At 60.2% G+C, this 12,511-nt stretch carries 13 protein-coding genes; 6 read left to right on the plus strand and 7 right to left on the minus strand.

Annotated elements, in window-relative coordinates:
* The 4 genes from FY152_17460 to FY152_17475 form a co-directional block, all read right to left on the minus strand.
* A complete protein-coding gene (locus FY152_17460; protein ID UXS33954.1) occupies window positions 1-1,026 on the minus strand; it encodes a hypothetical protein in 1,026 nt (341 codons plus the stop codon).
* Complete coding sequence (gene cobT / locus FY152_17465; GenBank protein ID UXS35093.1) at window positions 1,016-2,920, minus strand: cobaltochelatase subunit CobT; 1,905 nt, start codon at window positions 2,918-2,920, stop codon at window positions 1,016-1,018. Before cobT ends, FY152_17460 begins: the two co-directional genes overlap by 11 nt.
* A 107-nt stretch (window positions 2,921-3,027) precedes the next feature.
* A complete protein-coding gene (gene cobS, locus FY152_17470; protein ID UXS33955.1) occupies window positions 3,028-4,017 on the minus strand; it encodes a cobaltochelatase subunit CobS in 990 nt (329 codons plus the stop codon).
* Window positions 4,018-4,085: 68 nt separating this feature from the next.
* Complete coding sequence (locus FY152_17475) at window positions 4,086-4,721, minus strand: J domain-containing protein (protein UXS33956.1); 636 nt, start codon at window positions 4,719-4,721, stop codon at window positions 4,086-4,088.
* Between the two features lie 114 nt (window positions 4,722-4,835).
* On the opposite strand from FY152_17475, the gene FY152_17480 reads away from it, so the two are divergent.
* On the plus strand, window positions 4,836-5,117 hold the full coding sequence (locus FY152_17480) for a BolA family transcriptional regulator (protein UXS33957.1): 282 nt from the start codon (window positions 4,836-4,838) through the stop codon (window positions 5,115-5,117).
* Between the two features lie 25 nt (window positions 5,118-5,142).
* Here the strand turns inward: FY152_17480 and FY152_17485 are convergent, their stop codons facing one another.
* Entirely contained in the window at window positions 5,143-6,276 is a 1,134-nt protein-coding gene (locus FY152_17485; GenBank protein ID UXS33958.1) for a 3-dehydroquinate synthase, read from the minus strand.
* Between the two features lie 5 nt (window positions 6,277-6,281).
* The gene (locus FY152_17490; protein UXS33959.1) at window positions 6,282-6,863 is read right to left on the minus strand and encodes a shikimate kinase; all 582 of its coding nucleotides are present in this window, start codon (window positions 6,861-6,863) and stop codon (window positions 6,282-6,284) included.
* A 189-nt stretch (window positions 6,864-7,052) separates the two neighbouring features.
* Between FY152_17490 and FY152_17495 the strand changes: the two genes are divergently transcribed.
* The 5 genes from FY152_17495 (at window position 7,053) to FY152_17515 (ending at window position 10,954) form a co-directional block, all read left to right on the plus strand.
* On the plus strand, window positions 7,053-7,226 hold the full coding sequence (locus FY152_17495) for a histidine kinase (GenBank protein ID UXS33960.1): 174 nt from the start codon (window positions 7,053-7,055) through the stop codon (window positions 7,224-7,226).
* The gene (gene xerD, locus FY152_17500) at window positions 7,223-8,218 is read left to right on the plus strand and encodes a site-specific tyrosine recombinase XerD (GenBank protein UXS33961.1); all 996 of its coding nucleotides are present in this window, start codon (window positions 7,223-7,225) and stop codon (window positions 8,216-8,218) included. Before FY152_17495 ends, xerD begins: the two co-directional genes overlap by 4 nt.
* Before the next feature lie 62 nt (window positions 8,219-8,280).
* Window positions 8,281-9,234 (plus strand): acetyl-CoA carboxylase carboxyltransferase subunit alpha, encoded by a 954-nt coding sequence (locus FY152_17505; protein UXS33962.1) that lies wholly within the window; start codon window positions 8,281-8,283, stop codon window positions 9,232-9,234.
* A gap of 191 nt (window positions 9,235-9,425) precedes the next feature.
* Window positions 9,426-10,721: a hypothetical protein gene (locus FY152_17510; protein ID UXS33963.1), complete on the plus strand. Its 1,296-nt coding sequence runs from the start codon at window positions 9,426-9,428 to the stop codon at window positions 10,719-10,721.
* The gene (locus FY152_17515) at window positions 10,718-10,954 is read left to right on the plus strand and encodes a sulfurtransferase TusA family protein (protein ID UXS33964.1); all 237 of its coding nucleotides are present in this window, start codon (window positions 10,718-10,720) and stop codon (window positions 10,952-10,954) included. The genes FY152_17510 and FY152_17515 overlap by 4 nt, the downstream gene beginning before the upstream one ends.
* A 241-nt stretch (window positions 10,955-11,195) precedes the next feature.
* Here FY152_17515 and FY152_17520 read toward each other — a convergent pair whose 3' ends face one another.
* Window positions 11,196-12,353, minus strand: coding sequence for a GTP-binding protein (locus FY152_17520; GenBank protein UXS33965.1), 1,158 nt, complete (start codon window positions 12,351-12,353; stop codon window positions 11,196-11,198).
* Window positions 12,354-12,511 lie beyond the last annotated feature (158 nt).

A 12,511-nucleotide genomic window follows, 5' to 3' on the forward strand; every position in this document is an offset into this window, starting at 1 on the left:
CTACTCCACCAGCTTGAATTCCAGCATCAGGTTGCGCTGGAGGAACGAGTGATTGTCATCGGAAACGATGATGAGACGTGTGGAGCCATCCGGCCCCTTCACCACATCCATGCCTTCCATATTGTCGATCTGGTAGGCCATGCCCGCTTCCATGAGGATTTCGCCATCCACCACCGCGCCCGGCCTGATATCGGCACCACGGATGCGGCGGATGCGCATGCCCACACCTTCGGCGAAGTTGAAGCGGCGCTCAAGAAGCAGCAGGTCGCCATTGGGCAGGAAAGCGCCATCGGTCACATCGAATGAGGGGTGATGGGTAACGGCGAATGTGCCCTTCAAAGGGCCTTCCAATATGGCGGCGAGAAGATTGCCATCCGTATCGATGCTTTTTTCAGCCACCACCACAAGAGCCCCGGCAAGTGGCGAATCGGCCGGCGATACCGCCAAAGCCTCCATGCCGCCATTATGGCGCAACTCGTTATTGGGGATAAGATGCGGCAGGCGACCAAGCGGCTTTGCTGTTTCGAAGCCCGGATCGGGATAGATGTCGATCCTGTGCCGCTGCTCATAGCTGACAAACACCTTGCCGTCACGCAGCGCCAGCCCTTCGGCATCCACTTCCATCTTGCGGGTCGGTTCGCGGCCGCCAGCATCCAGCATGGCCGTAATGCGGACGTCCTCCAGCCCGGACAAAGCACCGGCCGCATCGCGCGTGACCCTGCCCGTCAGCCAGTGGCCGGTATCCAGCACGGAAACGAATTCCTCCCCGTCAGGGCGGAAGCGGATGGAGGACATAGCACCGAACAGCTTTTCCGGCGCGCTCATCACCATACCGCCAATGAATTCCAGCTTGCCGAAACGTTTTACGCTGGTGCCGACCTCGAAGCCGGACAGCTGGCGAACGCTCACCGGCACATCGATGGTGGAGGCGCCAATCGGAACAGGAACAAGCGACCCGACCGCCAGAGCTGTGGCAACAACCAGAGACTTGCAGGAGAAGGAAGCCCGGCTCCGCTTATCCCGCACGGCGAACCCTGCGGGACGAACCGGAAGCGCTGCTCGTATCCTCGAAGAGCGCCGCGAGCTGCTCGGTCATCGCGCCGGCCAGCTCGTCCGCATCCACGATGGTTACGGCACGACGATAATAACGCGTCACGTCGTGGCCGATACCGATTGCCAGCAATTCCACCGGCGAGCGCGTTTCAATCTGCTCGATAACCGCGCGCAGGTGCCGTTCCAGATAGTTACCCGGATTAACCGACAGGGTCGAATCGTCCACCGGCGCACCGTCGGAGATCATCATCATGATCTTGCGCTGCTCGGGGCGGCCGATCAGGCGGTTATGCGCCCACATCAGCGCCTCGCCGTCGATATTTTCCTTCAGCAGGCCTTCGCGCATCATCAGGCCGAGATTGCGCCGCGAACGCCGCCACGGAGCGTCCGCAGATTTGTAGATGATATGGCGCAGATCGTTGAGACGGCCGGGCGACGCAGGCTTGCCATTGGCAAGCCACTGTTCGCGCGACTGTCCGCCCTTCCAGGCCTTGGTGGTGAAGCCCAGAATTTCGACCTTCACGCCCGAGCGCTCCAGCGTGCGCGCCAGAATATCGGCGCAGGTGGCAGCCACGGTAATCGGACGGCCGCGCATCGAACCGGAATTGTCGATGACGAGCGAAACCACGGTATCACGGAACTTGGTGTCGCGTTCCTTTTTGAAGGAAAGCGGCTGCATCGGGTCGATAATGAGCCTGACGAGACGGGCCGGATCGAGATAGCCCTCTTCCAGATCGAAGTCCCAGGAACGGTTCTGCTGCGCCATCAAGCGGCGCTGCAGCCGGTTCGCCAGACGCCCGACGGCGCCCTGAAGGTGAGCGAGCTGCTTGTCGAGGAAAGCGCGCAGACGGTCCAGCTCGGCTTCGTCGCACAGTTCCTCGGCGTGGATTTCCTCGTCGAATTCCTGGGTGAAGATGCGGTAATCGACCTTCTCGTTGAAATCGTCGAAGGGGCTGTTGGGACGGCGGGTTTCGCCGGGCGTTTCGGAATCCTCGTCGAGATCGTCGGACATTTCCTCGTCCGACATCTCGGCGCCGTCCATCTCGCCTTCTTCCATTTCCTCCTGCGAGGCCTCGTTTTCATCGGCGGGGGTCGCGTCGGAGCCAGCCTCTTCCTCGACCTGTTCTTCTTCGGTCTCGTTGGTGCGCGGCTGGTCCTCGTTGGATTCCGCTTCCTGGCTGTCAGGCTCGTTATCCTCGTCGCCGAAATCCTCCGCCATCTGCATGGAGGTCAGCATCTTGCGCACCAGCCGCGAAAACGCCTTCTGGTCGGTGATGACGCTGGAGAGATCCTTGAGGTCGCCAGCCGCCTTGTCCTCGATGAAATCGCGCCACAGATCAACAACCTTGCCGGCGCTTTCCGGCGGTTTCTCACCCGTCAGCTTCTCGCGCACCAAAAGCGCAACGGCTTCTGCAAGCGGCGCATCATCCTTGTTGTTGATGCCGGCGAAATTGGCCTTGGCGTATTTTTCCGTATTCATGGCCTGGATATTGGAGGCCATACCCGGCATACGCAGCGCGCCGATGGATTCCACGCGAGCCTGTTCCACCGCATCGAAGATCAGCCGCGCTTCGGCGCCCTGCGGCGACATTACCGCATGGGTATCGGCATCATGGCAGGCAAGGCGCAGCGCCATGGAATCGCCGAGGCCACGCGTGATGGCAATTTCCTGTTGAGTGGGCTTCTTGGAAATTTCCGGCAGCCGCATGCGCTCGCCGGCAAGACCCGGCCGCTCATTGGCGAAGACGACCTCGACTTCGGCATCACCGGCAACGGATCGCACGCATCCGGCAATCGCCTGACGCAACGGTTCCGTATCGACCGCCGTACCCGGTTTCGCTCTGGAATTGTCGCCGCGCGCTGCCATTGTCTTTCCTGTCATTTGTCGGCGCCTGCGGCACGCGATCAGAAGATCGCGCGCCCCACCGGCGTCTTCAAGTCATGGGTGATCTTCCCCGGACGAGCCGGGGACTATCAGGCGCTGAGAACGATGTTCGCAGCGCTTTCCTTCAGCTCGACGCCGAAAGCCCGCTGATATTGCTCGGCCACAAGCGTGCGCTCCAGCTCGTCACACTTGTTGAGGAAGGTCACACGGAAGGCAAAGGCGAGATCGCCGAAGATTTCCGCATTTTCCGCCCAGGTGATGACGGTACGCGGGCTCATGACCGTGGAAAGATCGCCGTTGACGAAGGCCGAACGGGTCAGATCGGCAACACGCACCATCTTGGAGACGGTTTCGCGGCCCTTCGGATTATCGAGGCTCTTCACCTTGGCGGCAATGATGTTCACTTCCTGCTCATGCGGCAGGTAGTTCAGCGTGGTGACGATGGACCAGCGGTCCATCTGCGCCTGGTTGATCTGCTGCGTGCCGTGGTAAAGGCCGGTCGTATCACCGAGGCCGACCGTGTTGGCGGTCGCAAAAATGCGGAAGGCCGGGTGAGGACGGATGACGCGGCTCTGGTCGAGCAGGGTCAGGCGGCCGGACGATTCCAGCACGCGCTGGATGACGAACATCACGTCCGGGCGGCCGGCATCATATTCATCGAAGACGAGCGCGACATTGTGCTGGTAGGCCCAGGGCAGAATGCCGTCCTTGAATTCGGTAACCTGCTTGCCGTCCTTCAGAACGATGGCGTCCTTGCCGACGAGGTCGATACGGCTGACATGGCTGTCGAGGTTGACGCGCACGCAGGGCCAGTTCAGGCGGGCAGCCACCTGTTCGATATGGGTGGATTTACCCGTGCCGTGGAAACCGGAGACCATGACACGTCGGTTGTGAGCAAAACCGGCAAGGATCGCAAGCGTCGTGTCGCGATCGAAAAGATAGTCGGGATCAAGGTCAGGCACATAGGCGTCGCCCTGGGAATAGGCGGGAACCCGCAGATCCGTATCAATGCCGAAAACCTCCCGTACGGACACCGTCGTGTCGGGCAGGTTGGAAATATCAAGGTCGATTTTGCTCATCACGTCTCCAAGGCGGGCGGCAGCCACCCGGCCACATCATCAATCAGGCGGTAAACACGTAAGTTGGCTTAGCAGAAACCTGACTGCTTTAACAATTGATATGCTTGAACAACAGCCCGAAAACGTTCTTCCGAACCACGATCGCCACCATTAGCATCAGGATGGTGCTTTTTGACAAGCTCCTTATAGCGCCTTTTTATCTCTTCCTGCTTCGCACTGGCGGCAAGACCGAGCGTATCGAAGGCTTTCGCCTCCAGCGTCTTCAATTTGCGGTCCTGCTGCAGGCGCTGTCCGCCTGCCCTTGCACCACCCGCAAAGCCGCCGGCGAAGCCGAAGGGATCGCGAATGCGGGCATTACCGCTGGCCGTGCCGGATCGAAGTGTGGAGTGCAAAGGGCTGTCGCGCGCCGTCTTGTTGACGCCCACCGTCCAGGTGGGACGATGACCGGTGATCGCCTCTTTCTGATAACGGGCGATCTCGCCGTCGGACAGGCCCGAGAAATAATTATAGCCCTTGTTGTATTCCTTCACATGCTCAAAACAGAACAGGAAGAATTGCCCCTCGGCATTGCGGCCGACGGGTGCGCGGTGAACGCCCGGCTTGTCGCATCCGTCCCACTGGCAGGTGGGGGCCTGAACCTCAGGTTCCCTCTCCCTTTTCCGGCGCGTGCGGATGCGGTCGAAATATTTCGAATCCAGTTTCATGATGCCCTGATTATGGGGTGCGAAAAGCCGCACAACAAGAATTGACAAAACGGAATGTTACAGGCTTTTAGGTAGCCCCCTTCAAGACCAGCCAACGAGAATGGAGCCCGTCGCATGTCCCTGCGAGAACGCATAGAAACCAAGCTTCGGGAGAGCTTTTCACCGGAGCGCCTGAGGGTCGTCGATGAAAGCCAGATGCATGCGGGCCACCAGCCTGACATAACCGGCACGGGCGAGACGCATATGCGTGTTCAGATAGTGTCGGAAAGCTTTTCCGGCAAGTCTCGCGTCGAGCGCCACCGGGCGATCAACGCGCTTTTGAAGCCGGAACTCGATGCCGGCCTGCATGCGCTGGCGATAGAGGCGGCGGCGCCGGGGGAAGCGGTGCGGTTCTAGGCACGACTTCCCTTGTCTCGCGGGTTTACCCCGGATGCTTTTCCGACAGGAAGGACTGCACCTCGGACGCCGCAACATCATCCGCCACGAAGGACTGGCCGATGCCGTGGGTGAGGATGAAGGTGAGCTTACCGCCCTTGACCTTCTTGTCCTGCGCGATTGCCGTCATCAGCGTCTCGACCGGCGGCAACTCGCCGGGAATATCCTTCATCGTCGTCGGCAGGCCGACGGCCTTCAGATGCGCTTCAACGCGCGCGGCATCGTCCGGGCTTGCGAGGTTGAGGCGGGCGGAGAACTGGTGCGCCAGCACCATGCCGATGGCGACGCCTTCGCCATGCACCAGCCGCTTGCTATCGTAATTGGTCGCCGCCTCCAGCGCATGGCCGAATGTATGGCCGAGATTGAGGAGGGCACGCACGCCGTTTTCCTTCTCATCCGCCACCACCACATCGGCTTTCGCCTGGCAGCTCGTTGCAATCGCCTGAATGCGGGCGGGGCCGCCGGTGCGGATGTCATCCCAGTTCTTTTCCAGCCAGAAGAAGAAGTCCGGCTTGTCGATCAATCCGTATTTGACCACTTCGGCATAACCGGCGCGGAATTCACGCGGGCTCAGCGTATCGAGCACCGCCGTATCCGCCAGCACCAGATCGGGCTGGTGGAATACGCCGATGAGGTTCTTGCCATGGCGGCTGTTGATGCCGGTCTTGCCACCGACCGATGAGTCGACCTGCGCCAGAAGCGAAGTCGGTATCTGCACGAAGCGCACGCCCCGGCGCACAATACCGGCCGCAAAACCGGCGAGATCGCCGATCACGCCGCCGCCGAGCGCGATCACCGCATCGTTACGCTCCACCCTTGCTGCCAGAACCGCATCGCAGACGGTGACCAGATGTTCGAAGCTCTTGGTCTTCTCGCCGGCCGGCAGCGTCAGCGAGACGGCCTCGATGCCATCCGTCTGCAGCCCGTCCATCAGGCCTTCGAGGTAAAGCGGCGCGACATGTTCATCGGTGATGATGGCCGCGCGCCGGCCCTTCAGCCGCGCCGAAATCTCGCCGCCCGCCCGGCCGATCAGGCCCGGCCCGATCAGAATGTCATAGGCGCGCTCGCCGAGCGGCACATGGACGAGACGTTCATCGGCGTGGATTTCGGAAGGCGTCATGGGAATCAGTCTTTCTGTTCGATGCCGGCTATGGCGGCCAGCACTTCTGTCACGATGATTTCCTTGCGGACATCGCGGGATTCGATGGTCAGATCCGCTTCGGCATAGATCGGATAGCGCTTCTCCATCAGGGCCGCGAGCGTGGCCTTGGGGTTTTCGGTCTTGAGAAGCGGGCGGTGGTCACGCTTGTTGACCCTTTCCCAGAGCACCTCGAGATCGGCCTTCAGCCACAGTGAAATACCGCCGCGCGTGATGTGCCGGCGGGTATTGTCGTTGATGAAGGCGCCGCCTCCGGTGGAAATGACCTTGGGGCCGCCGCGCAGCAGCCGCTTGATGACCCGTGTTTCCAGCGCCCGGAATTCCTCCTCGCCATAAGTGGCGAAAAGTTCGGCTATCGTCATGCGCGAAACCCGCTCGATTTCGACATCCGTATCGATGAAGGAGACCTTGAGCTGCTGGGCGACCATGCGGCCTATCGCGGATTTTCCAGCCCCCATCAGCCCGACAAAGACGATGTTGCGCCGTCCGAGCTTTGCCCGCGCTTGTTCCCCGAGTGTGGCCGGGACGGATAAATTCGTTTCATTCATAAATTTGAAAGCCCGTTTGGCATGGATATCTGCAAATGTTTACGAAGCGTCAAGCCAAATTGCTGACTGAATTGCGTTGAATCACAATCAACGCCGCATGCGGCGCGGAGTAGACGTCGGCTTTTTGATCTTGCTGCCGCTATCGCCGCACCGCATATAAGTTTCGATCGCCACCTTCACGGAGCCGCCATGCCCACCCTCTTCCGCTTCACGATGATACTGGCGACCATTGCGGGGCTGGTCTATGGCGGCATGGTGCTGCTTGTCATGTTCGTTCAGCCGCGCGACCGCGAAGTGACGGTGCGCATTCCTTCCGAGCGGCTGAACCCACCGGCGGCTGAGCCGGCCAGACGCACCCCATGAACGCTCAGGCGGCAGGAGGGCGCGATGGCGCGCGGCTGGAAAGCTTTCTGGAAATGATGAGCGCCGAGCGCGGCGCCGCCACAAACACACTCTCTTCCTATGAGCACGATCTTTCCGATCTGCGCGAATTTCTCGGCCAGCGCGGCCAGTCTTTGACGGAAGCGGGCACCCCGGACCTTTCCGCTTATCTCACCCATCTTTCCGCTCAGGGCTTTGCCGCCACTTCACAGGCAAGACGCCTGTCCTCCATGCGGCAATTCTATCGTTTTCTCTATTCGGAAGGGCTGCGCAGCGACGATCCGACCGGCATCATCGACGCCCCGAAAAAAGGCCTCACCCTGCCGAAAACAATGAGCGTCGACGATGTGAACAGGCTTCTTGCCCTTGCCGCGCAGGAAGCCGCCACATCCGGTCCCGGCCAGCTTGCCCGCATCCGCATGCATCTGCTGCTCGAGCTTCTTTATGCCACCGGCATGCGTGTGAGCGAACTTGTCTCCCTGCCCGCCAAGGTGCTGCGTCAGGAAGGCCGCTTTCTGATGATCCGCGGCAAGGGCAACAAGGACCGCATGGTTCTTCTTTCCCGCGCCGCCATCGAGGCGATGGAAAAATACGAGACTGCCAGAAAGGCGCTCGCGCCGGAGAAAAGCAGGGCGGCCGCTACGCAGAAAAAACCGGAGACACAGGAGAGCCCGTGGCTGTTTCCTTCGAACAGCAAGGAAGGTCACCTGCCCCGCCAGGTCTTTGCCCGCGACCTCAAGGATATTGCCATTCGTGCGGGTCTGATCCCATCTGCGGTATCACCGCACGTCCTGCGTCATGCCTTTGCCAGCCACCTTTTGCAGAACGGCGCTGACTTGCGCGCCGTGCAGGAACTGCTGGGCCATTCCGACATTTCCACGACACAAATCTATACACATGTGCTGGAAGAACGCCTGCAAGAGCTGGTACAAACACATCACCCCCTTGCCAAACAGGGCAAAAACCTTGATTAGAGCGACCGGAACCGCCGGATAATCCGGTCAAACCTTGCGCAAAACGATCGGAAACGGATCTCATGCACAATTATCTCGACTTCGAAAAACCTATCTCGGACCTTGAAGGCAAGATCATCGAGCTGAAGAAGCTTGCCGATGAAGACGAGAGCATAGACACCTCGGAGGAGATCAACCGCCTGGAATCGCGCGTCAACGATGCGATGCAGGACATCTATTCCAAGCTGAACGCCTGGCAGAAAACGCAGGTCGCGCGCCATCCGCAGCGCCCGCATTTCGTCGATTACGCCAAGGCGTTGTTCACCGATTTCACGCCGCTTGCCGGCGACCGCAAATTTTCCGAGGACGCGGCTATTCAGGCGGGCCTTGCCCGCTTCAACGGTCAGCCCGTCGCCATCATCGGCCAGGAAAAGGGCAACGACACCAAAAGCCGCCTGAAGCACAATTTCGGCAGCCCGCGTCCGGAAGGTTACCGCAAGGCGATCCGCGTGCTGGAGCTGGCCGACCGTTTCTCGCTGCCGGTGATCACCCTCATCGATACGGCAGGCGCCTATCCCGGCGTTGGCGCGGAAGAGCGCGGCCAGGCCGAAGCCATCGCCCGTTCAACGGAAATGTGCCTCAACGTCAAGGTGCCGATCGTCTCCGTCGTCATCGGCGAAGGCGGTTCGGGCGGCGCCATCGCGATTGCCACCGGCAACCGCGTCTACATGCTCGAACATGCGATCTATTCGGTGATCTCGCCGGAAGGTGCAGCCTCCATTCTCTGGCGCGATTCGACCCGCGCCAAGGAAGCTGCAACCAATATGAAGATCACCTCGGAAGATCTGAAATCGCTTGGCGTTATCGACGGAATCATTCCCGAACCGATCGGCGGCGCACACCGTGCTCCGGAAACCGTGATCGGCGCGACCGGCGGTGTGATCGCCAAGGCGCTGGCCGATCTCTCCCAGCGTTCCGGCACACAGCTGCGCGCTGAACGCCGCCAGAAGTTCCTGGATATTGGCCGGAATCTCTAACGCCGGCCTTATTTTCCTTGAATATCGCCCCAACTCGGCCATAGTCCGGTCACATCAAAAGATGTATCGGCGGCCGCGGGGCGGGTCCGATTTGAGTTAAGAAGATGTAAACGGTTAATACCGTATTTAAAATACACACGTGCTGGTGTAGAACTTGCGCCGCTTCGTGCCATCGTCTTTCGGATCAGATCATGCGTTTGACACATTTTGCCCTTCTCGCCTGCACCGCGCTCATTCTTACCGGCTGCAACGATACGCTCGAAACCGTGGAACGCGACGTTTCCCACGTCAAGAACAAGGTCGATTACCCGCTGTCTCCGTCCATTCTGGCCGAGATCGACAAAAGGGGCATGGACCGCACATCGCCGATCATGATCCGCATCTTCAAGGAAGAAGGTGCCTTGGAAATCTGGAAGGCCAGACGCGACAACCGCTTCGAAAAGATCGCCGGCTACGAGATTTGCGCATGGTCCGGCAAACTCGGCCCCAAGGTGAAGGAAGGCGACCGGCAGGCGCCGGAAGGTTTCTACAACCTGACGCCCGCGCACCTTAATCCAAACTCGAAATATTATCTCGCCATCAATACCGGCTTCCCGAACCGCTACGATGCCGCCAATGGCCGCAACGGCACCAATCTGATGATCCATGGCGCCTGCTCATCGTCAGGCTGTTATTCGATGACGGATGCGCAGATTCTTGAAATCTACGGTTTTGCCCGTGACGCCTTCAAGGGCGGCCAGAAGACCGTGCAGCTGCAGGCCTTTCCGTTCCGCATGACGGCGGAGAACATGGCCCGCCATCGCCAGAGCGAGCATCTCGAATTCTGGAAGATGCTGAAGGTCGGTTACGACAATTTCGAAGTGACCAAGCGCCCGCCGGAAGTGAATGTCTGCGAGAAGAAATACGTCTTCAACCAGCAGACGGAAGGCGGCAGCTTCAACGCCTCCGCCCAATGCCCGGCCATGAGTACACCGCCGGCGCTCGTCAGTGCGCTTTCGAGCTACGAGAAGACCTATGATCTCGCCTATGAAAAGGCGATGTCGAAATATGACGGCATGGCCTGGTACGACCCGAGCGAAGCGGAGCGCAAGGCGCTGGTCGCCGAAAAGCGCAAGGGTCGTGAGCCCGCCTATGCCCCGACCGGCTCCGCGCTGAAGGCCGGTAAGCTGATGAAGGAAACGGAATATGCTGCGCTGATGGAGAAGAAGGCGCAGCAGGTGACGTCTTCCTCTCCGGCCACGACCGCAACCGCCTCTTCCCTGCGCGGCCCGCGCCCTTCGGCGGCGCAGCCCGCGGCACCGCAATCGAACCCGGCGCCTGCAGCGCCGACAATGGTTGCCTCGGCCGCTCCCGCAGCAGCCGGTCAGACTGGCGCTGCCGCCCAGAGCGTTCCGGTTCCGACCATGAACCCGCTTGCCTATTCCGCAGCACCTGCACCCGAAGCGCCGGAGAAGAAGCCGTTCTGGAAGTTCTGGGCCAAGGAATGAGCGACACGGTCGAGACCGTCTATGATTTGAGGGGGCTTAAATGCCCCCTTCCGGTTTTGAGAAGCCGCAAGAAACTCGCAAGCCTGAAGGCAGGCGATATTCTGACTGTCGAGACGACCGATCCGCTGGCGGTGATCGATATTGCCCATATGTGCAGTGAGGATGGGCATAGGCTGGTGGAAACCACTGCGCTGGATAAGGGGCATCGGTTTCGGATTGTGAAGGGCGGGTAACCGACGTTCCACGCTGGCGGCTGTGGTTACCCCCCTCTGCCCTGCCGGGCATCTCCCCCTCAAGGGGGGAGATCGGTCGCGGCGACTGCTCGTTTTCTCACAAGGTCTGCACTTCGGGCTGCTGTCCCCATAAAGATGTTCGGAGCAAGCCGCTTGTGGATCTCCCCCCTTGAGGGGGAGATGTCCGGCAGGACAGAGGGGGGTGAACCACACCCACCAACCTAGACCATCACGACACGCCCTAAAACCGCAACCCCGAAACCGCCAGCGGGTTATCCGTCATCGCCTGCCTGTCCGGCCGGTCGATGCCCGGTGCGCTTGTGAAAGCCGCGAACAGGTCCTGCACGAAAGCCTCCGGTAAATCCTTGGTAATCAGCACCATGCGCGTGCGCTGATCAGCCGGGTCCGGCCACGCTGAAAGGCGTTCAGGCGCGTGGAAAATATTCTGCACCCCATGCAGCACCAGCGGCCGAGCCGGATTATCCGACAGCTTGACGATGGCCTTCATGCGCAGGAGCTTCTCCCCATGCGCAGAGCGCAGCAGATCCACGAACATGTCGATCGCCATCGGACTGATCGGCTGATCGTGAATGATCGAAAAGGAACGGATAGAGGCGTCGTGCCGGTTCACATCGTGATGATGGTGATGGTCGTCGTGATCGCCATGATGGTGGTGATGATGGCCATGGTCGTGACCGTGATCATGATCATGATCGTGGTGATCGTGTGCCGCCTCTTCGCCCAGCCAGCGGCCGACATCGGCATTCTTGCTGCCGGCATCGTAAAGGCCGTTGTCGAGAAGCCCCGCAGCGCTCCACTCGGTTTTGTCACCATCCTCGATGGTCGCACGCGGATTGAGCGCTTGCAGACGGGCTGTCAGCGCGGAAATCGTGGCGGCATCGGCAAGGGCGCGCTTGGTCATCACCAGACGGTCAGCCACGGCGGCCTGTTTCACTGCTTCCTGATGATTGTCGAGCGTGGAAAGGCCGTTCACGGCATCCACCACCGTAATCATGCCGTTCAGGACGAAATTCTGCGCGATGACCGGGTTGCCCATGATCGATTGCATGACCGGCGCAGGATCGGCAAGACCGGTGGTTTCAATCACCACCCGTTTCACCGCCTTCAGCTTGCCAGTCTGTATGCCATCCATCAGTTCCGCCAGCGTGTCCACCAGCTCACCGCGCACCGTGCAGCAGAGGCAGCCTTCCGCCAGCTCGATGATGCCCTCGCCGGCGCTCTCCACCAGGAGGTGATCGATACTGACATCGCCGAACTCATTGATGATGATCGCGGCGTCGTTCATCTCCGGATCCTTGAGAAGCCGGTTGAGAAGCGTCGATTTTCCGGCGCCGAGAAATCCGGTGATGATGGAAACCGGTATACGATCGCGAAACATGCCTTGCCTGTATGTTGAGGGCCGCTCCGATAGATCGTCGGACGATCGTCGACCCGGAACCGCGCGATAAAACAGAAATCGCCCGGAGCCGGAAGCTGCGAGCGACATTGTAATATCATAACAGATCGGACCTGCGAATACCCAATCCGCAAAGCGCA

Source organism: Agrobacterium tumefaciens, assembly GCA_025560025.1.
In the GTDB taxonomy this organism is placed as follows: Bacteria; Pseudomonadota; Alphaproteobacteria; order Rhizobiales; family Rhizobiaceae; genus Agrobacterium.

What these genes read in the sequence shown, in the direction of transcription:
- cobT (UXS35093.1), bottom strand. Translation starts at nt 2,920, where the DNA reads ATGGCAGCGCGCGGCGACAATTCCAGAGCGAAACCGGGTACGGCGGTC.
- cobS (UXS33955.1), bottom strand. Translation starts at nt 4,017, where the DNA reads ATGAGCAAAATCGACCTTGATATTTCCAACCTGCCCGACACGACGGTG.
- FY152_17475 (UXS33956.1), bottom strand. Translation starts at nt 4,721, where the DNA reads ATGAAACTGGATTCGAAATATTTCGACCGCATCCGCACGCGCCGGAAA.
- FY152_17480 (UXS33957.1), top strand. Translation starts at nt 4,836, where the DNA reads ATGTCCCTGCGAGAACGCATAGAAACCAAGCTTCGGGAGAGCTTTTCA.
- FY152_17485 (UXS33958.1), bottom strand. Translation starts at nt 6,276, where the DNA reads ATGACGCCTTCCGAAATCCACGCCGATGAACGTCTCGTCCATGTGCCG.
- FY152_17490 (UXS33959.1), bottom strand. Translation starts at nt 6,863, where the DNA reads ATGAATGAAACGAATTTATCCGTCCCGGCCACACTCGGGGAACAAGCG.
- FY152_17495 (UXS33960.1), top strand. Translation starts at nt 7,053, where the DNA reads ATGCCCACCCTCTTCCGCTTCACGATGATACTGGCGACCATTGCGGGG.
- xerD (UXS33961.1), top strand. Translation starts at nt 7,223, where the DNA reads ATGAACGCTCAGGCGGCAGGAGGGCGCGATGGCGCGCGGCTGGAAAGC.
- FY152_17505 (UXS33962.1), top strand. Translation starts at nt 8,281, where the DNA reads ATGCACAATTATCTCGACTTCGAAAAACCTATCTCGGACCTTGAAGGC.
- FY152_17510 (UXS33963.1), top strand. Translation starts at nt 9,426, where the DNA reads ATGCGTTTGACACATTTTGCCCTTCTCGCCTGCACCGCGCTCATTCTT.
- FY152_17515 (UXS33964.1), top strand. Translation starts at nt 10,718, where the DNA reads ATGAGCGACACGGTCGAGACCGTCTATGATTTGAGGGGGCTTAAATGC.
- FY152_17520 (UXS33965.1), bottom strand. Translation starts at nt 12,353, where the DNA reads ATGTTTCGCGATCGTATACCGGTTTCCATCATCACCGGATTTCTCGGC.